The sequence below is a fragment of the Maribacter halichondriae genome, assembly GCF_027474825.1.
Classification (GTDB): Bacteria; Bacteroidota; Bacteroidia; order Flavobacteriales; family Flavobacteriaceae; genus Meishania; species Meishania halichondriae.
In genome coordinates this window covers 1,224,782-1,247,517 of sequence record NZ_CP107030.1, presented here as the reverse complement: position 1 = coordinate 1,247,517, position 22,736 = coordinate 1,224,782, and the positions used below count along the sequence as shown (strand labels likewise).

The window sequence follows — 22,736 nt, the reverse complement described above, 5'->3', positions numbered from 1 at the left end:
CGGAGAAAGGGAGTTCCAAAGCCCCAACCCTCGCTAGTTTTCTCGAACTGCGGTACAATTCCAATGGCTCGCGTTTTCAAACCCTCCGTCTTTTGGCTAAACCCAAAATCCACCTCCCTTTGTCTAAAGGGAGGAGCGTTTAATTATTTTGCTTTTTCAATTCTTGTTTCAACTTTTCAAAAAATATATCCAAATGCTTTTCCGTGATGTTCAAAGCAGGCAAAATTCGAAGTACATATTTATCCTTGGCACCTCCCGTGAAAAGATGTTGGTCATAAATAAGTCTTTTTCGAAGTTCGGCCACCTCAAAATCAAATTCGAGACCCAACATGAGTCCACGGCCTTTCACACGTCTTACTTGTTTAATTTCGGCAGCCAATCCTCTAAAGCACCCCTCAAGTTTTGCCGCATTTTCAATCAACCTTTCATTCTTCAAAACTTCCAGAACCGCCAAGGTAGCTACACAGGCCAAATGGTTGCCGCCAAAAGTAGTGCCCAATAACCCATAAGACGCTTTGATATTTGCATGTATTAGGATGCCACCTACGGGAAACCCGTTGCCCATACCTTTGGCAATACTGACAATATCTGGCTTTATATCGTGATGTTGAAAACCGAAGAATTTTCCCGTACGGCCAAAACCGGATTGTACTTCGTCGGCTATCAGTACTACATCATTTTCTCTACATAGTTTCGCAACTTTTTGGTAGAATACCGTATTGGGTTCGTCCAAACCGCCCACACCTTGAATGGCCTCAAGAATTACAGCGCAAACATCTCCCTTTGTGATTTCCGATTGGAATGAATCTAAATCGTCGAATTCAAGGAAAGTAACTTTTTGTTGTTTGTTCAGCGGAGCGTTTATTTTTTCGTTATCCGTGGTCGCCACGGCTGCCGATGTTCTACCATGGAAACTATTTTTGAACGCAATGACGCGGGATTTTCCGGTATGGAAGGACGCTAATTTAAGCGCATTTTCATTGGCTTCGGCACCTGAATTGCATAAAAACAGATTGTAATCACCGCATCCCGAAAGCGTACCAAGCTTGGTCGCCAATTCTTGCTGTAAGGGATTTTGTACGGCATTGCTGTAAAACCCAATTTTATCCAATTGATCTTTTAGTCTTTTTACATAATGTGGGTGGGAGTGCCCAATTGAAATTACGGCATGCCCGCCGTAAAAATCAAGATATTCTTGGCCCTTGTCATCAGTGACTACAATTCCCTTTGCGGAAACCGGGGTTACATTGTAAAGGGGATATACGTCGAATAAGTTCATAATTTTTTCACTTTTGCTCCCCTCCTCAACGGAGGAGGGGAAATTTAGCTTCGCTAAATGGGGAAGGTTGACCCGCAAACTTGCTCAGGCTCGATTCCAGTATGGTATTTTACCAAGGTTTGGGCTTTCAACCCCTCCGTCCTTTTCGCTTCGCTTAAGTCCACCTCCCCTCGTCTGAGGGGAGGAGCCCACTTTTTTTTGTATTTTAATCTTCGTACCTCGTACTTCTAACTTCGTACCTTTTTTTATCCTTTTTAAACTCGGTTATCTTATCAAAACTAGCTACAATACCTTGAATCAGCGATGAACTTAACCCTTGGTGCTCCATTTCGTTCAGTCCCTGTATAGTGCAACCCATGGGCGTCGTCACCCTATCGATTTCTTCCTCAGGATGGTTGCCCGACTCGATAAGCAGGCTAGCGGCGCCATTGCAAGTGTGCATGGCCAATTCTTGTGCCTCCTTGGAGTCAAACCCCAATTGTATCGCGCCTTGGGTCGTTGCACGGATGAGGCGCATCCAAAAGGCAATGCCGCTGGCGCAGATGACCGTGGCGGCCTGCATCTGACTTTCAGGAATTTCCATCGAATGTCCCATGCGGTTAAAAATGGCCTTGGCCAGATCGATACGTTTTGTTCCTGGTCCGTTGGCACAAATACAGGTCATTGATTTTCCTACAGAAATGGCCGTATTGGGCATACTTCGAATGATGAATTTGTCATCGCCCAAAATGCTTTCCATCTTGGCAATACTGAATCCCGTAATGGTCGAGATGACGACATGCTTTTCGGTAAGAAGGTCTTTGACATCCTCCAAAATTTGTGCAAAATGCCCTGGCTGAACGGCAAAGATCAGGATATCGGAATTTTTGACGGCCTCCAAATTGTCCGAGGTTACCGTGACATTTCCGTATTTTTCCAAATCCTTTATGCTGTTCGTATTGCGTTTGGTCAGATACATGGTCGTGGCACCGTTGGTATGGAGCACCCCTTTTGCTATGGACAGTCCTAAGTTTCCAGTTCCTATGATGGCTATTTTCATGAATTAGCTATTTTTTTCATTCCCGTGAACCTGCCTGCCGGCAGGCAGGTTCACGGGAATCTTTTTAATGTTGGTTGTATGTTTATTGTGGCTTGGGCTTTCAACCCCTCCGTCCTCCACGCTTCGCGGGAGTCCACCTCCCCTCGTCTGAGGGGAGGAGCCGTTTTATTTTATATTTACCCTACGTACCTCGCACTTCTTTCTTCGTATTTTAAAAAACTCCTGCTTTCAGATTCAACCCCTCTTTTTCATTAAACCCAAACATCAAATTCATGTTCTGCACTGCTTGTCCCGAGGCTCCTTTTAAAAGATTATCGGTTGCGGAAGTAATCAACAAAATGTCATCATGTTTGTGTACATGGATATGACATTGATTTGTGTTCACTACTTGTTTCAGATGGATGGGTGCTGATGCTAAATGGGTAAAAGCGGCATCCGAATAAAAGTCTTTGTATTGTTGGATTGCTTCCTCCCGGCTTCCATCGAACTTTGTGTACGACGTAGACAAAATACCTCGAGTGAAGTTTCCTCTATTAGGAAGGAAAAAAAGTTTTCCCGCATCTTTCTGCAACGAATGTAAACTCTCATTGATCTCCCCCAAATGCTGGTGCGTAAAGGGCTTGTACCAGCTCACATTATTGTTCCGCCAACTGAAATGGGAAGTTTCCGAAGGACTCACACCGGCCCCGGTACTGCCGGTAACTGCATTGATATGGACATCCTGACCCAACAATCCGGCTTGGGCCAAGGGCAGAAGTCCCAATTGAATGGTAGTAGCGAAACATCCCGGATTTGCGATGTATTTTGCATCTTTTATTTTTGATTTATTTAATTCAGGCAATCCGTAAACAAATTTCTTTCCTTCGAAAACCGCATCTTTTTGTAAACGGAAATCATTGCTGAGGTCGATAATTTTCGTGTTTTTGGAAAAAGCGTTTCCTTTTAAAAATTTTGAGGAATTGCCATGTCCCAAACACAGGAAAACAACATCTACATTTAGGTTTACATCTCCCGTGAATTCCATATTGGTGGTGCCCAAAAGATCGGGATGCGCCGTTGATACTTTTTTACCTGCTCGGGTCGTGCTATACACAAAGTCGATTTCCACTTCGGGATGGTGCAGTAGAATTCGAATCAATTCCCCGCCTGTGTAGCCCGAACCGCCAATGATGCCTGCTTTAATCATGATTTTGATTTACGTGGTTCGCAATTTTCCCAGGATTGGATAGAATTTTAATAAACCCTTTCGCGTCATCGGCCGTCCAACCCTTGTTCATTTCGCCATAACTTCCAAAGGATGCGTTCATTAGATCATGTTTCGACGAAACACCGTTCAATCGAAACTGGAACGGGTACAATCCCACAAAAACATCCCCTGAAACATTCTTTTGGGTATCGGTCAAAAAGGCCTCGATATTTCGCATGACTTCGTCGAGGTAATTGCCTTCGTGGAGCAACATTCCGTAGAAATTGCCCAACTGTTCTTTTTGGAATTGTTGCCATTTGCTCAAGGTATGTTTTTCAAGCAAATGGTGTGCTTTGATAATAATAAGGGATGCTGGAGCTTCAAATCCTACACGGCCTTTTATCCCGATTATGGTATCGCCTACATGGATATCACGTCCAATCGCATATTTGGAAGCCATAGCTTCAAGTTTTTCGATATTCGAAACAGGATTGTCTTTTTCGCCGTTTATTGCGACGAGCTCTCCTTTTTCAAAAGTCAATTTGACCTCTGACGGTTCTTTTTCCTGTAACTGGCTTGGATAGGCCGAATCGGGTAGGGGTTTTTCGGAGGTCAAGGTCTCTTCGCCACCAACTGAAGTTCCCCAAAGTCCTTTGTTGATGGAATACTTGGCTTTTTCCCAAGGGTAATCAACACCGTTTTGTTTGAGGTATTCGATTTCTGTTTCCCTAGCCAATTTATTGTCCCGTATTGGGGTAATGATTTCTATCTCAGGAGCTATGATTTGAAAGATCATATCGAAACGTACTTGATCGTTTCCGGCACCGGTACTTCCATGCGCGATATACTCCGCACCGATTTTTTTGGCATGGTTAACTATCTCGATGGCTTGCACGATCCGCTCGGCACTGACCGATAGGGGATAGGTATTGTTCTTCAGAACATTCCCGAAAATGAGGTATTTAACCACTTTTTCATAAAAGGTCTGTACTGCGTCAATCGAGGTATAGGTAGTTGCACCTAATTGCAATGCCTTTTCTTTGATATCGGCGATTTCTTCCTTAGAGAATCCGCCTGTATTCACGCTTACGGCATGCACTTCAAAACCTTTTTCCTTGGATAAGTATTTGGCGCAATACGAAGTATCCAATCCGCCGCTGTATGCTAGTACTAGTTTCATATTTTTTAGTAAAGAATAGAGAACAGGGAAAATAGAGAATAGACTCTTTTTTCTCTTCTCTCTTGTCTATTTTCTTTTTTTCAGGAACAAACTTTCCTTAATGCTCTTTAATCTTTTGAAGGCTTTACCATTGATTTTCTCTTTTCTTGACGTTTCTTCCTTAGCTTTTGCGTCCGGGTCGTGCAACATACCGGTACATAGGCACATTCTTTGTTCGGTACGAGTCAGGATATCGAAATTTTTGCAGGTCTGGCAACCCTTCCAGAATTCAGGGTCGTCGGTCAGTTCTGAAAAAGTAACTGGTTTGTAACCTAGCTCATAATTTATTTTCATTACCGCCAAACCGGTGGTGATACCAAATATCTTGGCATTCGGGAATTTTTCCCGGCTCAAATCAAAAATCCTCTGTTTGATTTTTTTTGCCAACCCTTGTCCTCTATAATCGGGGTGTACGATGAGTCCTGAATTGGCTACAAAACCTTTGTTTCCCCAGACTTCGATATAACAGAAGCCTGCGAATTTATCTCCGTCCAAGGCGATGACCGCATTGCCGTTTTCCAGCTTCTTGTGAATGTACTCAGGGGTTCGTTTCGCAATACCCGTGCCTCTGACTTTTGCAGACTCGGCTATGGTGTCGCAAATAATCGGGGCGTATTTAAAATGGGCTTCGTTCGCAATAACAATTTCCATTGCCACTTGATTTAAGGATAAAATTGAAAATGATTTGTTGAATATGCGGAAATGGACTCACCTATTTCCATAATTGGAGTGCACCCTTACGGGCGACGGCGAACGGGTACCAAAGAACGGACCGGAAAAGACTTCCAGTTATTAGTTTCAAGATATAATTCGTTCTTCATAATGGTTCAAATGTACAAATTAATTTGAACTGGCATAATTTGAACCATCTTTTTTACGAAATAACACTTTTTTGCCACCGACCGTGATAATTTCATAAATGAGAAATCCATATAAGAGAATATACTCAATGGCCAAGAGCCAAAGATTTTCTTTATAATCTGAGAGCGAATAGGCGAAATAACTTAAAATTACTACCCCCGACCATAACAATGCGTACCGATATTCTGTAAATATGGCAAGCAACACCAAGAATATGATGTACCAAGGATGTACAGTTGCCGAGAGAAAATAGTAGAGGGTCAAGACCCATAACATATTCGTAATAACATTTTGTAGTTTTTCATTCTTACCGAAGAAGGTCAAGAACAGAGTGGTGGCGATGACTAAATATGGAGTGATCTTCCCGTAGGTTTTAATGAGTTCCCAGGGTTTGGCTCCGTCAAGTACCGCAATTTTTTTAATGAGGTTATAGAGTCCCGCATTGAACTCAAAATTGGAGAACCATAGCCCTACGGTTTCCGAATAATTCGAAATAAACTCCGGGGCGAAAAATGGAATCAAGAGTAAAATTGAGGTTGTTGCAACGATCAGATAAAAGAATACACTTTTCTTAAGACCCAAATACATCAGAAACAAGGGTAAGAACATTAACGGGACTAATTTTACGGATATCGAAAAAGCACAGATGACCGCCGCGAACATCCATTTGTTAACTGAAAGCAAGTATAATGCCCAAACGAAAAAGAACAACATGACGCCTTCAAAATGAAGGTTTCCGGTAAGTTCGATGATGATCAAAGGATTCAAAAAGTACCAGAAAATAAGATGTGGCGAGCGGTTCAGGGTCTTGAGTAGTTTTCTCCCGAAATAGACGATGCCGATATCTGCCAAGATAATGGTACAGCGCATTGCAATCACGGAGCCTAGAATGCTTTTACCACCTAGTAGAGTCGCAAGGGCAAAGGTGAATTGATTTAATGGAGGATAATTGCTGAAATGTCGAGCACTCAAACTTCCCATACCCTCGTAGAGCACTTGCGCGTTAGCTACTAAAAGATCTTTCTGTTGTATCAAATCATCCGGTAGAAATAAATAGGGATTGATTCCATTTCGTACGAGTTCCCCATCCCAAATAAAACGATAGAAATCTTGTGAGAGATTAGGCTCCGCAAATAGGAATGTTAATCGAAATAGAATTCCGACAGCCAAAAGAAACTTGAAATTCCATTTTTCGAACTGGATTAATTTGAAGCAAAGAAAGAAGATAGCGGCAAATAGAGCTATTAGCTTTATAAAGTCAGTTCGCTCAAGGTGGTAGGCAAAGGTGTAGTAAAATGCCAAACAAATCACCATTAAAATAAGGGAAACCTTATGAAGCTTTAGGAATGTGATAATTCGGTTGGGCATTTAAATCTTGTTTTCTCAAACGAATTGAAAAAATAAGAAATTTAAATGGGATACCTGCTTCTAATTTTTGGGAGTATTTAAATATTATCTCTTAGGAACTTCTCTAAACCTATAAGAAACCCTCATTTTAGATAGGAAAACAAAAGTTTCCCGAAACTAGCGATTTCGGCTAAACCATGTTACAGCACTTTTTCTCTAAATAAATTTTCTTCGTTCGAAATATCATAATTATGAAGAACATAAGAAGATTTAAACTATCTAAAAAGTATTTTAAAAAAGTAACAACAATAGTTTTGTTGGCTAAAAACCTTATTTCCATTTTGACATGGATAAGTGTTTTTAGGAAAATAGAAAATTACTTTTTGCCTGTTTGAGTTTATAAATCTTATCTAAGCCCTAGCCGTCAAAGACTTGGTAAATACAAAACCAAACCCTAGAAACAGCATAAAGTGAAATGGAAAGAGCCCGAAGTCATCTAATGGTATCGCGCTATACATGCCAAAAAGGAAATATACCACAAGAGCCGCCTCAAGAATCATATTCGGCGATAGTTTTTTGGTCAGGTATTTGTTGCCTTTCCAGCTATCGGTCAAATTGTTGAGGTTGAATTTAGGTGTGCGCACGAATTCACTGCGTTTGCCCATATGCCCTTCGAGAACGGCAATGGAGTTGTGCAGCGAGAACCCAAGAGCAACTGCGAAAAAGGTAAAGAAGAGTTTAATATAATCCACAAAATTATCGAAGCTACTGCCCTGAATACTCTTATAGGTAAACCAATAGCATACAAAAAGAATGATTGTACTTACGATAAAGAAGTTCAACGCATTGAACAAGCCATCGAACTGTGGATAGATATTCTTGATATACATAGCGGGAATACTCAACAAAGCTACCAGAAATACACACAAGAACATCGAACTGTTCAAGAGGTGCATCACGCCATGGAATTTCGTTTTGAACGAAATGTTCTTGGCACTGACAACGCTCCAGACCGACTTTCTAAAGTTTTCGGCCCCACCTTTGTTCCAGCGGAACTGTTGGGAACGTGCGGCACTAATTACGACTGGAAGTTCGGCAGGAGTTTCTACATCTTCCAGATATTTGAATTTCCAGTTTTTCAATTGTGCACGATAGCTCAGATCAAGATCTTCGGTCAAGGTATCGCCTTCCCAGTTTCCGGCATCGATAATACATTCTTTTCGCCAAATACCAGCGGTACCGTTAAAATTGATGAAATGGCCTTTCGAATTTCGTCCGACTTGTTCCAAGGTAAAATGCGCATCCAAAGCGAAGGCTTGGATTCTGGTCAATACGGAATAGTCTCTGTTGATATGGCCCCAACGGGTCTGTACAACACCGATTTCCTCATCCTTGAAATAAATTACCGTTTTTTTCAACCAATCGGAATCAGGTAAGAAATCAGCATCAAAAATGGCAATGAACTCGCCCTTAGCAATTTTTAGACCCTCCTTTAAAGCTCCAGCCTTAAAACCTTGACGATTTTCTCGACGGATATGTACGATGTCGAGTCCGGTTTCCTGTAACTCTTTTATACTTTCAGCGGTTTTGAGAACGGAATCATCCGTGGAATCATCCAAAACCTGAATCTCAAGTTTACTCTTGGGGTATTCGATTTTCGCAATGTTTTCCAACAAGCGATCCATTACATACTCCTCATTATAGACCGGAAGCTGGATCGTCACATAAGGAATCTCCCTGGGATCCAAAAGATTGAATTTCGGAGCCGTTTGGTTTCTTCTTTTATAACCCAAATAATTGACCAAAAGGTTCAATTGGGCAAGGCTGTATAAAAAGATCAACAACAGCGAAATACCGTAGACTACAAGGATAATATATGTAATTACCATTCCGATTTTATTTTAAACTATATTTAAAAATCCAACCTAGGATTTTTACGCCTGCAAAGATACTACCTTTTACGGTTCCCGACACCTTTGAAACGCCAATTCTTTTCTTGTAACGCACTGGTACTTCGGTATATGTCAGTTTTTTCTTCAAAGCCTTCAATTGCATTTCGACCGTCCAACCATAGGTCTTGTCCTCCATCTGCAATTCTAGCAACTTATCATACTTTATAGCCCTAAACGGACCAAGGTCGGTATATGTTGCCCCAAAAAACAATTTCATAAGACTCGTCGCCAACCAATTACCGAAAATTTGTTGGGGCGTCATGCTGCCGTCTTCCCTTAATCGCTTTACTCGGGCCCCGATTACAAAGTCAATGTTGTCTTTCAATATCGGTTTTACGACCTTCGTTAGCTCTTCGGGATAATCGCTATAGTCTCCGTCAATAAATACGATAATATCGGGTGGTTCGGATTGTTGCGCGATGTAATTCATTCCACAAAGGCAAGCATATCCGTATCCCTTTCTAGGCTCTGAAAGGACTGTTGCCCCCGCACTTACGGCATTCTTAGAGGTACTGTCGCTAGAATTATTGTTAACAACTATTATTTCGGAAACGACATCGGGCAACCCATTCACTACATTGGCTATGGAATCAGCTTCGTTAAACGCAGGAATAATGACCTTGATATTAGGATTAATTTCAAATGCAGCCGTCATTATTTCAAATCGGACAGGTTATTTTCTCTTCTGAAACTTCGATAATCATACCAATCCTTTAGTTTTTTGCCATTTTTATATTTGGATGCGGAGGCGATATCGCCATAGTCATATTGCAAACAATATCCATTTTTGACACCATTTGAAAGTTGACACTTGTAGTCGAGCTTACCATGGCTATCATAAAATAACCACCAGCTTGCTTTTTTGCCATTTCGGTAATGTCCTTCTTTGCTGGGGATTCCATTTTCGGAATAAAAATACCAATATTTTACCCTTTGATTGTTTTGGTAATGTCCCTTTTCGGAAACCTTCCCTTTTTTGTGATAGAATTTCCAATATCCGGTTCTGATGCCATTTTTAATCCAACCTTCGGCCTTCGGCTTCCCGGTTTCGTAATATTCTTTGTGGTACGAACCCATCTCTCCGGGAGTATTTCCCAGAAGAAGAAATGAGAGCACAAAGAAAATTTTAGATAACATGATACTCGTTTATTTTGCTTTTGTCGAGAAAACGCAGGATAACTAACTCAGTAATTTTTATTCGATCTACGGTTGCTTTTTATTGACGAGTTCCATCAAATCAACGTCATTTCCCAATAATATTTCAGTGGGATTGATTCGACCAACCGGTGGGCCGTTTTCCAATTTAAGTACGCCACGAGGACAAACGGCCGAGCAAATACCGCAGCCTACACAACTCGAACGAACGATATTTTCGCCCTTTTGGGCGTAAGCTCGAACATCGATGCCCTGCTCACAATAGGTGGAGCAATTTCCACAGGAAATACATTGACCACCGTTTGTAGTTATTCTGAAGCGAGATTTAAATCGTTGCACAAAACCCAAGTAGGCGGCCAACGGACACCCAAATCTGCACCACATGCGATTACCGAAAATAGGATAGAACCCTGTACCAATGACCCCGGCGAATACAGAGCCTACGGCCAGGCTGTAGGTATTTTGAACACTTTGCGTCTTTATACCGAGTACCGTGCCCGACTCGGCAAAGAAACTATATAGGGTCATGCCCGTCATGACTACGGCAAATACCAAGACCCCATGAATCAGCCATCTTTCTATCTTCCACGCGAACAACGACTTGTCGGAATGCTGTCGGTAAGGATCCCCCAAAGTTTCGGCGAGACCGCCACAACCGCAGACCCAAGAGCAGTACCATCTTTTTCCAAAGAAATAGACCATGACCGGAACGATGACCAAAGTCAAAACGATGCCCCAAACCAAAATAAAGAGTCCGATACCACCGCTGTTCAAAAGCTCCTTTAAATTCCATTGAAAAAAGAAATCGTAATCTAATGGAAAGGCATTCTTAAAATCATAATAGGGCATTTGAAGACGTACCATGATTTCAGGAATTAAAAACGCGAACACAATTTGAAAGAACAATACGGAAGTGGTGCGCACCATTTGGTAGACATTTTGACGATACTTGATGTACATGCGAACCGCCATTACGGTCATGACTACACAATACATAAAACCGTATACAAACCAGTGTCCTGCAGGGTTTCCACTTAGACTTTCACTTATGGGGTCTACGAGATACGTCCAATTTACCGCAAATTCCGGACGGAAATACAGAACAAGATAAAAACCGACCAAAAAGATAAACACCAACCAAGCAATCCAACCGCGGTTCGTGGCATTTTCATGATAGATGCCGTCATTTTTTATGCCCTTTTTACCCAAAAGAATAACATTGGGCAGAATGAACATTAGTGCCCCGATTATCCCAAGTCCGAATGTCAAAAACCACATTAGGCCTTTGTTTTCAGCAATGAATCCGCTCCCAGATTCTTTGCCGATAAGGGCCGCCATGTCATGGGTTTTGGTGTAGATGACTTTTTTGTGCTCTTTATTTTTTCTATGGGTAGCATTGGCCGATTCAAGGGCTTCGGTGACCTCAGATGAAAGACCTAGCATACCATTGAATTCTTTACCTACTACTTTATTCCGCATCGATTGAATGAAGAGGTCACTTTTGAAACCCTTATCCGATACCATGTTATCAAAGGTGGAAGCATCCAACGAGTAAGTTCCGATTAGGGGAAGTGCTGTAAAAATTCCCAATCCGATTAAGAAAATTGCAAGACCTATATTTTTTATTGTTTTCATTAATCTAAACTTTTTCAAAAATTCGTTTCCAGTTTTTTTTCTTGGGTGAAATATGGGTGTCAAATTCTGAATTGAATTTTGAGATGATTTCAGATTCATATTGGGCATAAAATTCCGGGTCGAAATTTGCATCCTTTAGATATTCCATGACATAATCGACACTTCTTTCTTCGGTCAGCCAACGGTCAAAAATTTCATGGCGCATTCTGATTCCGAAGGTATTAATGCCCAAGAACTTTCTGTTCTCCTTATCAAAGGCGAAGGTTATACAGATATATTCTTTTGGATGTCGCCAATGAAAATGTTGCTCGTTTTCCTTCATTCCCCTTTCGCTGAAAACCCAGCCATAGGTCTGGTATTCGATATCAAGAAACTTGGCGGAGTTGAACCAATGTCCGGGATTGTACTCGCGTTTTTTGCCGCAAATGGTCTGCGCCAAAGCTTCGCCCATCATGCGCCCCGTATACCAAACAGCCTCGATCGGCCTTCGATTTCCTATGGCCTCATGTTGTTCTGCGCAATCGCCAATGGCATACACATCTTCGATATTGGTCTCTAGATAACGATTGACCTTTACCCCGCGACCCAGTTCAATTCCTGAATCTTTGAGAAAATCAATGTTCGGGGTTACCCCTGCCGTCAATCCGACCACATCGCATTCGATTGTATCGCCCTTATCGGTTGCCACCGCTCTGGCCTTTCCGTTTTCATCCGATATAATTTCGACAAGATTTGTTGCCAACCGTAAATCGATATGATGTTCAAGAATATGTTCGTTGATCATTTCTGATTCTCCTTTCGGTAGTACGCCGTTCCAAAAACTACTTTCTCGAACCAAAAAGGTTACGGGAATGTCACGACTTCGTAACATTTCGGCCAATTCGATGCCTATCAACCCGCCCCCAACAATAACCGCGCGCTTGCAGACTTCTTTATTTGGGGCATTGGCTTCTAGTTGGTCCAGATCTTGTTTGGAATACAGTCCCTGTACACCATCAAGATCCTGACCCGACCAGCCGAATTTATTCGGTTTAGATCCGGTCGCTATTATCAGTTTGTCAAATGTAATTGATGCCCCATCTTCGAGAATGATTTTTTTGTTTCCATGTTCGACCTTCGAAACATAACCTTTGACCAAATCGATACGGTTTTTTTTCCAAAACCAGTTTTCATAAGGTTGGGTATGTTCAAATTTCATGTGACCCATATACACATACATCAAGGCGGTACGTGAAAAAAAATAGTCGGTTTCAGTCGAAACGATAGTAATTTTTTTATCGGAATTTTTTCGAATGTGGCGGGCTGCCGTAACTCCGGCGATGCCATTTCCGATAATAATGATATGATCCATAGCGTGAATTGGTAAATGAAAGTTATGTCGTTTCTAAAAGTAAGAACTTAAATAGGATTGCTTAATTTAGAAAGAATTTAAATATTAAAATATCTTGTAAGGTTTTAATTTATTCTTCGAACCTGTATATCTCCGATTTTTAAAAACTTAAATTAATCTTAAATTTTTATGCTTTTTGTAGGGTCACTGGATTCTTCTCGACATAGGTTTCAATTTTAACATAGTACCATCATTATGAAAAAAAATACCACAATACTAGTACTCTTATTAGGAACCTTTTTTGGGTTCGCACAAACGACCGCCGACTTTTATAAAAAGTCAGATGCTTTTTTCAATACCTATGTAAAGAATGGAAAGGTGGCTTATGAAGCGATTAAAAGTAATCCTCAGGCCCTTGAGGAATTGGTCAATATAGCTAAAGGAATAACCGTTGCTAAGGAGAATGCCGATGAATATCAGGCGTTTTGGATCAACGGATATAATCTTTGGGTAATCAAGGAAATTGTTGAGAACTATCCTGTAAAGTCCCCAAGAGATGTCGGAGGATTTTTCGACAAAACCAAACATGACATTGGCGGAACCAGTATTACATTAAATGATATCGAGAACAAACTTCTTCGGGCCAATTTTCCCTCTGAACCACGTTTTCATTTTGTGTTGGTCTGTGGTGGATTGGGTTGCCCTCCCATCATAAATCAGGCCTATATGCCATCAACGCTGGATGTCCAATTGGAAAAGCAGACCAAGTTGGCCCTGAACGATTCCAACTTTATTCAGGTCAATAAGAACAAGGTAAAAATATCGCAGATTTTTGAATGGTATAAGGGAGACTTTACCCAAGATGGAAAAGACGTTGTCGACTTTATCAATACCTACAAAACTGAAAAACTGCCTGAGAAAGCTAAGGTTTCCTACTATCCCTACGATTGGACCTTGAACGAATCGAAATAAAAAAAGCCTCAATTTTTTAAAAACAACTAGTATGATTTCACTAAGAAGAAACCTATTTCTTGCGGGATTGCTTTTGTCATCGGCTTACGTATTTTCTCAAGACGATGCCGAACCCCAAGACCAACCCCAACAACAAAGTAATATTCAACAATATACCCCATCGAAATTGATAGGTAAGGGTCAGATAGATTTGAAGTGGTTCAACAATCTCTACACGCAGACCAAAAGTACTTTCTCGGAAGGTGTTGAACCAAGAGAAACTTTTTTCACTTCGACTTTAGAGGCATATACCGGGGTCGGTGAGAACAAAAGATGGAATATCGGTGCCATATTGGAATTCCGTTCGAATGTCATTGCTGACCGAAAAGCTTTGGATGTATTTAGTTTTGACGGTGAATCGGGGACAGCTCGTTCAGGATTGACTTCCATTGCACCCTCTATTAAATTTGTACCCTTCGCTTCGGTGAGTAACTTCAGCATACAGAGTTCGTTTTTTATTCCCTTGGTAGATCAAGAGACTGAAGATGGAATTATTGACCAAGCCACGGGGCAAACGACTCGAAGGGCCGTATTCTTGGATCAAGATGGTTTTATTTGGCAGAACCGATTTTTCTATGACCATACTTTTTCAGGCGGTAAGTGGCAATTATTTACAGAATTAAATTCTGAGTTCAGTTTCGGTAATGGTTCCGTTCGTGATACTAATGGAAACACCGTTGATGGTAGTTTTGCCAATAATAGTTTGAATCTCACACCAGGTATCTTTTTAAGTTATTTTCCAAGTTCAAAGTTTACCATTTTGGGTTTGGTACAGCATTCGCAGCGTGTTGACTTTGGAAATAATTTTGCCCAGGACTTTACGGCTGCTGGCGGAGGCATGAAATATCAATTGACCGATGCCCTGAATTTGGAGTTGCTCTACACCAATTTTGTAAGAGGAAGCAATACGGGTCTCGGTCAGACCTTCAATCTTGGGTTACGTGCCATTTTTTAGAGGAATCACCTTAGTTTGGGGATTCTTACTTGTGCGCAGTCCCCCTCTAATTCCCCATAAGGGGAGGATAAAAATCTTAATCAAGTACTGAAATGAATTCCCTCCCCATTGGGGAGGGTTAGGAGGGGATTAAAAAAAGCCTATTTTTGAAGTTCTTAATTGCTAATGAATGAGGACTTTAGGCTTTATAGTGCTTTGCTTTCTACAAATTTCCTGTTCTGGGCAGGTCAAGGAAAAAATCAACGGTATCAGTTTTGTGGCTTCTAGGGAAGAAGTCGCCCAAGAGCATATAAACGAGGTTTTGAGAGTCAATGCGAACCATGCCGCGGTAATGCCGTTTGGATTTATTAGGGATATCACTTCCCCCCAAATTATTCATAATACAGATCGGCAATGGTTCGGAGAAACCAAAAAGGGTGCTATGCAATACATCGAAATGTTGCATAAAAATGGTGTCAACGTCATGGTCAAGCCCCAAATATGGATATGGAAGGGCGAATTTACCGGAACTTTGGAAATGCAATCGGAAGCCGATTGGAAGCTCCTGGAAAGTTCATACGAAGATTTTATTATGACCTATGCCGAAATGGCCGAAGAGGCAAAAGCCGAATTATTTTGTATCGGTACAGAATTAGAGAAATTCGCTACGAAGAGACCTGACTTCTGGCACCGACTCATACCAAAGATCAGAAACGTATATAAGGGAAAACTGACCTATGCGGCCAATTGGGATGAATATCCAAGAGTTCCTTTTTGGGAAGACTTGGATTATATCGGTATCGACGCCTACTTTCCTTTATGTGAAGATGAAACGCCCACTTTGGAAAATTTGAAAACGGGCTGGCAAAAGTGGAAAATCCCTATGGCCGAATTATCGTCACAGAAAAAAAAGCCCATACTTTTTACCGAATGGGGCTACCGCAGTATGGATTTTACCGCTCACAAGCCATGGTTGGTCGATCGACATGAAGAAAAGGTAAATCTTGCGGCCCAGGCCAACGCCACTAAGGCAATTTTCGAAGAGTTTTGGAAAGAGAATTGGTTCGCCGGGGGCTATGTTTGGAAATGGTTCATCCGTCATAAAGAGGTAGGCGGGGATAGCGACAATCGGTTTACGCCACAAAATAAACCCGCGCAGGAAATTATCGCTGAATACTACAAATCCAATTCGAAATGAAAGGTCTTTTCTTTTTGATGACAATAGTCTTGTTCACAGGGTGCTCAACCGACAAGGTGCAACTTGAAGGAACCCTTGAGAGTGTTTTGGAAAGTACCGAAATCGTCGTCGAGAATGTAATCGCCTGTGCAGCCAGCAACGAAAATGACAGCCAGGTAAGCGTATTTTTTTATCCAAGGGATGGTGCTTCGAATTTCAAATATTTCGAAACGGAGAGTGCCGAGGTCGATGAGAACGATTTTTCATCGTATTCTGAATTAGAGATTCCATCCAAAGACATTTTTAATGGGTATCTGAAAAAATTTGAAGTGGCGGTTTCCGAAGAAAAATGGGTCATTGTCACCTTTGAGGAAGATGGAAAGACGCACCTGTCGAACCCCATACGGTTAAAACAGATTACCAAACCAACGGAGTATCTTCCCCAGAACATTACGGTCGATGCTTCCTCAGAAAACCCCGATTTTTCATGGGTCGATGGTACCTATGATGATACAAAGATTTATTTTCAAGTGATTTCCGACCCGCAACAGAATCTCATTTCCGGTACGTATACCTTTGACAGAATGTTCAGGTTTTATGAGTTGGACAATGTTGTTTTGAATATCACCAGGGGAACTCCTCCCGCACTTAAAATGAATCTTTCGTATGCATTTACGCTAATGGGCGTTAGTGAAGACAATTGGGTGAACCAGTTCTCCGTAATATCCTTCGATTTGTAAGGTGTAGACCTATTGAATATTGACGCCCGTGATTTCTTTGTTATAGGTATGCCTTACCTTTGAGCTCTGAACTATTTGACAGTAGATGAGGTCATACGCCATACTTTTCTTCTTTTTGCTATCGCTCACTGGCTACTCACAAGATCATTTGATTGCGGATATCAAGATTCAAGGTACCAAAAAGACCAAACCTGTCTTTCTGAAAAGATTGGTGAAAATGCAAGCCGGAATGCTACTGGACTCCACTTTGATGCAGGAAGACATGGAGCGCTTAAAACGTCTGCCCTCTATTTCACATGCCTATTTTCAGGTTTTTTCCTCAAATGATGGCAGGCATAATGTTTTCTATAACGTTGAGGAGAATTTTACCATAATTCCCTTTGCCAACCTTTTTTCTTCGAGCAATGATGACTTTGCTTTTCGTATCGGGCTTCAGGAGTTTAATTTCTTAGGACGTAACATAACATTAGGAGGATTTTATCAGCACGATGTATTTAACTCGTACGGAGCTAATTTTCGTGCCCCTTATTTATTTGGAAATCGATTCGGTCTAGAAGTAAATTATAAGGATCTTACCACCCTAGAACCTGTTTTTTTTGATAATACGGCCGCCGACTACCGCTATAATAACAAAGGATTCGAGGTTCTTGGACTTTACGAACTCAATTTTAAAAATCGGGTGGAGCTTGGCTTTAGTCTTTTTACCGAAGACTATAATTATATTTCAGGGGCTACGAATCCAGCGGTTCCTCAAAATCTAATGGTCGATAAACATTTGTTCAAGTTCATTTATCAATATGATAATGTAGCATACCATTATCAGTATTTAAAAGGATTTCGAAGTAGCTTGAATCTTCAGTTTGTGGGAAGCACCGATGAGAACCTACCCGAATTCGTGATAGGCTTCAATGACTTCATTTATTTCAAACATATCGGTCAACGTGGCAATTGGGCCAATCGCCTTCGGTTGGGCCTCGCAAGCAATATGAAAACCCCGTTTGCACCGTTTACCGTTGATAATAATCTAAACATTAGGGGAGTCGGCAACACTATTGATCGCGGTACTGGAGCCATCGTGCTGAACACCGAATACAGACATACCTTGATCGATAAGAATTGGTTCGTATTGCAAAGCAATATTTTCATCGATGGTGGTTCATGGCGAAATCCGGGAGGTGACTTTGGCGATTTTGCCGATGACCAGAATATTCGAATTTATCCCGGGGTAGGATTGAGGTTCATTCACAAGAAAATTTTTAACGCTATTTTCAGGATTGACTATGGCTATGGTATTACAAAAGATGCTTCACGTGGTATTGTTTTCGGGATCGGGCAGTATTTTTAATCCATTGTTTTCAATTATGAAAGTCCGCCTTAATGTTGAAGAAATGGTTAACTAAATATCTCCATCGGCTTTTCATTTTTCATTTGCTTGTGTAATTTTGTACCAACAACGTACTGTAAGGCATCGTTTTTGAACTTGTTTAGGAAAAGACTGTAATGACATTGATTACGCTTCGTAAAACTTCATGTGTTTTTTTGATTCTGGGCATTCTGGTAATGTCGAGCATTTCCGCCCAAGATTCGTTGATAACCGTTACCGCCCAAAAAGGAGACGGAATACTCTCTTTATTGCGGAAACAGGGCGTGAATCCGTACGAGCGGTATGACGACTTTATCGCCATGAACATGGATAACCTTCGCGATAGTGTACACCTTTATGCAGGGCGAACCTACAAAATACCCCCAATTACAATCGATAGTGTAACGGTGGTCGATTCCATCGAAAAGCAAGCTGCCGAAATAAAAAAAATCGAAGGAAAATCTTTTTCCATTTTTGGAGAGGGAAAAGAGACTGTTCTTCCCAAAAGCGAAACGCTAAAGGGCGCGGTTTATTATTTGGTCTCGGGGCACGGAGGCCCGGATCCCGGTGCCATGGCCACCTATGCCGGGAAAAAAATTGCTGAAGACGAGTACGCCTATGATATTACGCTACGTTTAGCCAAAGAACTTTTGGCCCATGGTGCAGTGGTCTATATTATCATTCGTGATGAAAATGACGGCATTCGAGACGAACGAATTTTGGATATTGACCATGATGAGGTAGCCTATCCTGACAAGGTAATTCCCTTAAATCAGGTCGCTCGATTGCGACAGCGCGTCGATATCGTAAATGAGTTGCATCGCAAACATCGTGGACAATTCCAGCGATTGATCGTAACCCATGTCGATAGCCGCAGTAAAGGCCAGAACATCGATGTGTTCTTCTACCATCATGAGAAGAGCAAGAACGGAAAAAAATTGGCGCAAAGTATTCACAAGACTTTTCAGAAGAAGTACAAAAAATATCAGCCCAACAGAACCTACACAGGTACTTTTGAAGATAGAACCTCACTCTATCTGGTAAAAAAGACGCATCCTGCGATGACCTTTATCGAGATTGGGAACATCAGAAACAAGAAAGACCAAAGAAGAATTTTGGATCCCGAGAACCGACAAGCCCTTGCCAAATGGATCTCGGAGGGCGTTCTTTTGGATTTTGAGGGAGGAGAGATCGGCCCGATTCGCTAGTATGCGATTTTCTTTCGGTAATAATCATATAACTTTTCAGGTCCGGCACCCAAGTAGTTTTTTAGGTGAATCATTCCAAAATGAAATTGCAATTTGATTTCGCCCTTTTCTTTATACCTACGGGCCGAGGTGATGACATGTCTCGGCAAGATTTTGAAATTTGCATAGTCATATAGCCTATCCGTAAATTCATTATCCTCGTAAATAATGTAGCTTTCATTGAAGCCTCCTGTTTTTTTAAATAGTCTTTTTGTGATAAATAGTGATTGATCGCCGCCGCGACAAACTTTGAAATTTAACTTGGTGAACCACGCAAAAAATGCCAAGAACTTACTTTTACTATCAAATTTCATACGAAAACAACCTGCTTCATGACCGTTTTGAACGGCATTGCAAATCAACTCATCAAAGTCTTTAGCCGGAAGTGTATCAACATGAAGAAAGTAAAGTATTTCCCCTTGGGCGGCATTCGCACCAAGATTCATTTGTTTTGCACGACCCTTAGTTGCTTCAATGACATCAGCTCCCATTCGGCGGGCAATAGCCACGGTAGTGTCTGAACTACCTCCATCAACTACTAAAATTTCTTTGATTGAGCCTGTACCGCTTTGGTCTTTAAGGAATGTTAGCACCTTGGCAATATCGTTTTCCTCGTTCAGAACGGGTATTATAATACTTATTCGTGGAAGCCCTATATCCATTCAACTAATTTTAGCAACATCCACCACCGTTATAGTGCCAAGTACTTTCGCTAATGTGAATTTCGTCACTCGAATTTGCGAGTGCAGCAGCCGTTTTATCGCAAACTGCCAACGGTTGGTTCTGCATCAGAACATGACCCATATGGTCATCGAAAAATTCGGCATCTCCGTAATAAATTGCCGTTTTTCCGGTAAAGATACAGGGGCCATCTACCGGCATGGGGTCTTTTATCGCCGCTATTTCGATAGATTCTATAAAAATCAGCTCGTCTGTCGGGTAGTGGTTCGGTGATAGTACACGGTACGATTTTCGCGCTCGGATCTCTATCGTTCCGAAACCTGCGTCGGTCAAGACCTTTACATAATCTTTTATAGGGATGCTGCCACTGAGACAAAGTGCCCGCAAGCGATCGTCATTGCGAAGCGTCACGTTCATAGGCTGTTCACAGGTAGGGTCGCTCATCACCAATCGGCCATGAAGTTTAAGCACACGGTACATTTCGGCCACGGCCTTTTTGAGGTCGTCCAACTTAAAAATATTGAACAAACAATTTTGAGCGGCCACATCGATACTTTCATCTTCGACCGGAAGATGGAGTGCATCACCCTTGACCAAATTTACGAATTCACTTTTGAACCAGTCGTTTTCGTCTTCGGCGATCTTGAAATTCTTTCGGGAGGCTTCCAACATTTCATCAACCACATCGACCCCTGTAACGCCTCTTTTTTGACGCGAAAAATAAGCGAACTGCAAGAGTTCCATACCTCCTCCAACACCAACATAAAGTATTTTAGGATTGTTGATAAGGTCTTGGGCCGAAACCGTGCTTCCGCAGCCATAGTTCATTTCCTGCATAATTTTCGGAATCGAGAGTCCCGGAAACTGCCAAATCGGATTGGTCGTACAGCACAACCCGACATCGGGTGTAATGGCTGCTTCTTTGTACAGGTCATTCGTTGCTTCTAAATAGCTCATGTATGTGGGTTAATCGTTACTAGTTAGTAAGTTATGATTCTTGTAGTTTCTCTAGGTCTAAAATCGCTGGGTGCTCGGCGCGCGAAGCACGGTGTTTTGCTTTTTAGCATCCAGCCTAAATCTCTTTTATCAACTCCGTAAAAAGTTTTATCATCTTAGGTTCCGTTTTGCCAGCAATTTCGATAATCTCCTGAATATTAACAGGTTGGAGATTATCAGGGTCGCATTCGTCGGTCAAGACCGAAACAGCTACGATGGGTAGTCGTAAATGATTGGCAACAATTACTTCGGGTACGGTACTCATTCCGACCGCATCGGCACCGAGTATCTTTAACATACGATATTCGGCCTTGGTCTCTAATTGCGGGCCAACGACAGAGGCATAAACTCCACTTCTTAATGTGATACCTTCACGTTCTGCAATACTTTTCAATTGTTTACACATTTTAGTGTCGTAGGGTTCAAGCATATCTACAAATCGATCTCCGAATTCAGCCACATTTCCAAATGCCAATGGTGATCCACCTTGTAAATTGATATGATCTTCAATCAACATCATATCGCCTTTTTGGTAATCAAGATTTATGGCTCCGGCCGCATTCGAAATGAAAAGACGTTGAATTCCCAAGAGATGCATGACGCGTATGGAGTAGGTGATATCCAAAAAATCATATCCCTCGTACAAATGAAAACGACCTTCCATAACCACGACCTTTTTACCAGCAATAGTGCCATAGATCAACTTTCCGGTATGGAATTCGACCGTGGCCAACGGAAAGAAAGGAATATGGTTGTAATGCGCCTCGATCGGATTCTCGATTTCATGTACCAATTTGCCTAGTCCCGTACCCAAGACAATTCCGATTTCGGGTTGGTCGAAACCCTTGTTCTGTAGATAGGCAACTGATTCTTCAAGCTGTTTTTTGGTAATTCTCATATGTTCTTTAGAAAAGGTTTGAATGCCGGAATATCCTTAATATCCTCATATACATCGACATCGTTTCTTTTGTCGAGCAAGTGAAGATTATAATCTTTTAAATCGGTCAGCGTATCTTGGAAAACGGAATCAGTGCCCCAATCTTTGTTTTTGAAGATTCTTGGTTCAAAGACCTTCATTCCTAAAAGATAGTACCCCCCGTCGATGGCCGGTCCGATTACAAAATCAGATGAATCAAGTGCCAAAAATGCCTGCTCAAGATTCGTTTGGTCCAAATCGAACATATCACTTCCAATAATACAGATTTTTTCAAATCCGGAAGCAAATCCTTCCTGAAAGGCATTTGCCATGCGTTCGCCCAAATCGTTTCCGACCTGTTGTCTTTTATCGTATATGACATTGTCCCAAATATCATTCTCTCGAACACGCTCTGAGTAATGCACTTGTTTCGCGACAGTTAAATTTGAGGTTATCTTGACCGTATGGGCCAATAGAAATTTATAGATTTTAAGGGCGGTTTCGTCGCCAACGGTAGCTGCCAATCGGGTCTTGCATTTACCCAATTCAGGGTTGCGTGTAAAGATTAGGAGTAGGTTTTTGGAGTCTACCAGACCGTAATGAACGGTTTTACGGTTTTTATTGGTTTTGTGAGGAAGTATGATGCCCATTAGGAAATTTTTGAAGCT

The 22,736-nt window shown here is 41.5% G+C and carries 21 protein-coding genes; 6 read left to right on the top strand and 15 right to left on the bottom strand.

The window, feature by feature from the left end; genetic code table 11:
• Positions 1-139: 139 nt before the first annotated feature.
• From N8A86_RS05730 to N8A86_RS05680, 11 genes are all read right to left on the bottom strand, one after another.
• On the bottom strand, positions 140-1,279 hold the full coding sequence (locus N8A86_RS05730) for an aspartate aminotransferase family protein (RefSeq protein ID WP_273568176.1): 1,140 nt from the start codon (positions 1,277-1,279) through the stop codon (positions 140-142).
• Positions 1,280-1,484: 205 nt separating this feature from the next.
• On the bottom strand, positions 1,485-2,318 hold the full coding sequence (gene proC, locus N8A86_RS05725) for a pyrroline-5-carboxylate reductase (protein ID WP_273568175.1): 834 nt from the start codon (positions 2,316-2,318) through the stop codon (positions 1,485-1,487).
• Between the two features lie 211 nt (positions 2,319-2,529).
• A complete protein-coding gene (argC, locus tag N8A86_RS05720) occupies positions 2,530-3,504 on the bottom strand; it encodes an N-acetyl-gamma-glutamyl-phosphate reductase (RefSeq protein WP_273568174.1) in 975 nt (324 codons plus the stop codon).
• The gene (gene argG / locus N8A86_RS05715) at positions 3,497-4,684 is read right to left on the bottom strand and encodes an argininosuccinate synthase (protein WP_273568173.1); all 1,188 of its coding nucleotides are present in this window, start codon (positions 4,682-4,684) and stop codon (positions 3,497-3,499) included. The genes argC and argG overlap by 8 nt, the downstream gene beginning before the upstream one ends.
• Before the next feature lie 66 nt (positions 4,685-4,750).
• Complete coding sequence (locus tag N8A86_RS05710; RefSeq protein ID WP_273568172.1) at positions 4,751-5,374, bottom strand: GNAT family N-acetyltransferase; 624 nt, start codon at positions 5,372-5,374, stop codon at positions 4,751-4,753.
• A 189-nt stretch (positions 5,375-5,563) separates the two neighbouring features.
• On the bottom strand, positions 5,564-6,952 hold the full coding sequence (locus N8A86_RS05705) for an MptA/MptB family glycosyltransferase (RefSeq protein WP_273568171.1): 1,389 nt from the start codon (positions 6,950-6,952) through the stop codon (positions 5,564-5,566).
• 389 nt (positions 6,953-7,341) lie between these two features.
• Positions 7,342-8,826, bottom strand: coding sequence for a glycosyltransferase (locus N8A86_RS05700; protein ID WP_273569033.1), 1,485 nt, complete (start codon positions 8,824-8,826; stop codon positions 7,342-7,344).
• 1 nt (position 8,827) lies between these two features.
• A complete protein-coding gene (locus N8A86_RS05695; RefSeq protein WP_273568170.1) occupies positions 8,828-9,538 on the bottom strand; it encodes a glycosyltransferase family 2 protein in 711 nt (236 codons plus the stop codon).
• Complete coding sequence (locus N8A86_RS05690) at positions 9,538-10,020, bottom strand: toxin-antitoxin system YwqK family antitoxin (protein WP_273568169.1); 483 nt, start codon at positions 10,018-10,020, stop codon at positions 9,538-9,540. The genes N8A86_RS05695 and N8A86_RS05690 overlap by 1 nt, the downstream gene beginning before the upstream one ends.
• A gap of 66 nt (positions 10,021-10,086) precedes the next feature.
• Entirely contained in the window at positions 10,087-11,673 is a 1,587-nt protein-coding gene (locus N8A86_RS05685) for a 4Fe-4S binding protein (protein WP_273568168.1), read from the bottom strand.
• A 4-nt stretch (positions 11,674-11,677) separates the two neighbouring features.
• Positions 11,678-13,024 carry an NAD(P)/FAD-dependent oxidoreductase gene (locus tag N8A86_RS05680; RefSeq protein ID WP_273568167.1) on the bottom strand — a complete coding sequence of 449 codons (1,347 nt, stop codon included), beginning with the start codon at positions 13,022-13,024 and terminating at the stop codon, positions 11,678-11,680.
• A 234-nt stretch (positions 13,025-13,258) separates the two neighbouring features.
• On the opposite strand from N8A86_RS05680, the gene N8A86_RS05675 reads away from it, so the two are divergent.
• The 6 genes from N8A86_RS05675 (at position 13,259) to N8A86_RS05650 (ending at position 19,436) form a co-directional block, all read left to right on the top strand.
• On the top strand, positions 13,259-13,975 hold the full coding sequence (locus N8A86_RS05675) for a DUF547 domain-containing protein (protein ID WP_273568166.1): 717 nt from the start codon (positions 13,259-13,261) through the stop codon (positions 13,973-13,975).
• Between the two features lie 31 nt (positions 13,976-14,006).
• Positions 14,007-14,969: a hypothetical protein gene (locus tag N8A86_RS05670; RefSeq protein ID WP_273568165.1), complete on the top strand. Its 963-nt coding sequence runs from the start codon at positions 14,007-14,009 to the stop codon at positions 14,967-14,969.
• 169 nt (positions 14,970-15,138) lie between these two features.
• Complete coding sequence (locus N8A86_RS05665; RefSeq protein ID WP_273568164.1) at positions 15,139-16,146, top strand: glycoside hydrolase family 113; 1,008 nt, start codon at positions 15,139-15,141, stop codon at positions 16,144-16,146.
• On the top strand, positions 16,143-16,865 hold the full coding sequence (locus N8A86_RS05660) for a hypothetical protein (RefSeq protein WP_273568163.1): 723 nt from the start codon (positions 16,143-16,145) through the stop codon (positions 16,863-16,865). Before N8A86_RS05665 ends, N8A86_RS05660 begins: the two co-directional genes overlap by 4 nt.
• An 85-nt stretch (positions 16,866-16,950) precedes the next feature.
• Positions 16,951-18,210, top strand: coding sequence for a POTRA domain-containing protein (locus N8A86_RS05655; RefSeq protein ID WP_273568162.1), 1,260 nt, complete (start codon positions 16,951-16,953; stop codon positions 18,208-18,210).
• Positions 18,211-18,365: 155 nt separating this feature from the next.
• Positions 18,366-19,436 carry an N-acetylmuramoyl-L-alanine amidase family protein gene (locus N8A86_RS05650; protein ID WP_273568161.1) on the top strand — a complete coding sequence of 357 codons (1,071 nt, stop codon included), beginning with the start codon at positions 18,366-18,368 and terminating at the stop codon, positions 19,434-19,436.
• Here N8A86_RS05650 and N8A86_RS05645 read toward each other — a convergent pair.
• From N8A86_RS05645 to N8A86_RS05630, 4 genes are all read right to left on the bottom strand, one after another.
• Positions 19,433-20,137, bottom strand: coding sequence for a TIGR04283 family arsenosugar biosynthesis glycosyltransferase (locus N8A86_RS05645; protein WP_273568160.1), 705 nt, complete (start codon positions 20,135-20,137; stop codon positions 19,433-19,435). The two genes, N8A86_RS05650 and N8A86_RS05645, sit on opposite strands and share 4 nt — an antisense overlap.
• A 10-nt stretch (positions 20,138-20,147) precedes the next feature.
• The gene (arsM, locus tag N8A86_RS05640) at positions 20,148-21,113 is read right to left on the bottom strand and encodes an arsenosugar biosynthesis arsenite methyltransferase ArsM (RefSeq protein ID WP_273568159.1); all 966 of its coding nucleotides are present in this window, start codon (positions 21,111-21,113) and stop codon (positions 20,148-20,150) included.
• Between the two features lie 115 nt (positions 21,114-21,228).
• Positions 21,229-22,050, bottom strand: coding sequence for a purine-nucleoside phosphorylase (locus N8A86_RS05635; RefSeq protein WP_430682182.1), 822 nt, complete (start codon positions 22,048-22,050; stop codon positions 21,229-21,231).
• On the bottom strand, positions 22,047-22,718 hold the full coding sequence (locus tag N8A86_RS05630) for a TIGR04282 family arsenosugar biosynthesis glycosyltransferase (protein WP_273568158.1): 672 nt from the start codon (positions 22,716-22,718) through the stop codon (positions 22,047-22,049). The genes N8A86_RS05635 and N8A86_RS05630 overlap by 4 nt, the downstream gene beginning before the upstream one ends.
• Between the last annotated feature and the right edge of the window lie 18 nt (positions 22,719-22,736).

Bases quoted from the DNA above. Each gene is read 5' to 3' on its own strand.
- N8A86_RS05710 (WP_273568172.1), bottom strand. From the start codon at position 5,374: ATGGAAATTGTTATTGCGAACGAAGCCCATTTTAAATACGCCCCGATT.
- N8A86_RS05670 (WP_273568165.1), top strand. From the start codon at position 14,007: ATGATTTCACTAAGAAGAAACCTATTTCTTGCGGGATTGCTTTTGTCA.
- N8A86_RS05630 (WP_273568158.1), bottom strand. From the start codon at position 22,718: ATGGGCATCATACTTCCTCACAAAACCAATAAAAACCGTAAAACCGTT.
- N8A86_RS05690 (WP_273568169.1), bottom strand. From the start codon at position 10,020: ATGTTATCTAAAATTTTCTTTGTGCTCTCATTTCTTCTTCTGGGAAAT.
- N8A86_RS05660 (WP_273568163.1), top strand. From the start codon at position 16,143: ATGAAAGGTCTTTTCTTTTTGATGACAATAGTCTTGTTCACAGGGTGC.
- argG (WP_273568173.1), bottom strand. From the start codon at position 4,684: ATGAAACTAGTACTAGCATACAGCGGCGGATTGGATACTTCGTATTGC.
- N8A86_RS05665 (WP_273568164.1), top strand. From the start codon at position 15,139: ATGAGGACTTTAGGCTTTATAGTGCTTTGCTTTCTACAAATTTCCTGT.
- N8A86_RS05705 (WP_273568171.1), bottom strand. From the start codon at position 6,952: ATGCCCAACCGAATTATCACATTCCTAAAGCTTCATAAGGTTTCCCTT.
- argC (WP_273568174.1), bottom strand. From the start codon at position 3,504: ATGATTAAAGCAGGCATCATTGGCGGTTCGGGCTACACAGGCGGGGAA.
- N8A86_RS05695 (WP_273568170.1), bottom strand. From the start codon at position 9,538: ATGACGGCTGCATTTGAAATTAATCCTAATATCAAGGTCATTATTCCT.
- N8A86_RS05650 (WP_273568161.1), top strand. From the start codon at position 18,366: ATGACATTGATTACGCTTCGTAAAACTTCATGTGTTTTTTTGATTCTG.
- N8A86_RS05655 (WP_273568162.1), top strand. From the start codon at position 16,951: ATGAGGTCATACGCCATACTTTTCTTCTTTTTGCTATCGCTCACTGGC.
- arsM (WP_273568159.1), bottom strand. From the start codon at position 21,113: ATGAGCTATTTAGAAGCAACGAATGACCTGTACAAAGAAGCAGCCATT.
- N8A86_RS05675 (WP_273568166.1), top strand. From the start codon at position 13,259: ATGAAAAAAAATACCACAATACTAGTACTCTTATTAGGAACCTTTTTT.
- N8A86_RS05680 (WP_273568167.1), bottom strand. From the start codon at position 13,024: ATGGATCATATCATTATTATCGGAAATGGCATCGCCGGAGTTACGGCA.
- N8A86_RS05685 (WP_273568168.1), bottom strand. From the start codon at position 11,673: ATGAAAACAATAAAAAATATAGGTCTTGCAATTTTCTTAATCGGATTG.
- N8A86_RS05635 (WP_430682182.1), bottom strand. From the start codon at position 22,050: ATGAGAATTACCAAAAAACAGCTTGAAGAATCAGTTGCCTATCTACAG.
- proC (WP_273568175.1), bottom strand. From the start codon at position 2,318: ATGAAAATAGCCATCATAGGAACTGGAAACTTAGGACTGTCCATAGCA.
- N8A86_RS05645 (WP_273568160.1), bottom strand. From the start codon at position 20,137: ATGGATATAGGGCTTCCACGAATAAGTATTATAATACCCGTTCTGAAC.
- N8A86_RS05730 (WP_273568176.1), bottom strand. From the start codon at position 1,279: ATGAACTTATTCGACGTATATCCCCTTTACAATGTAACCCCGGTTTCC.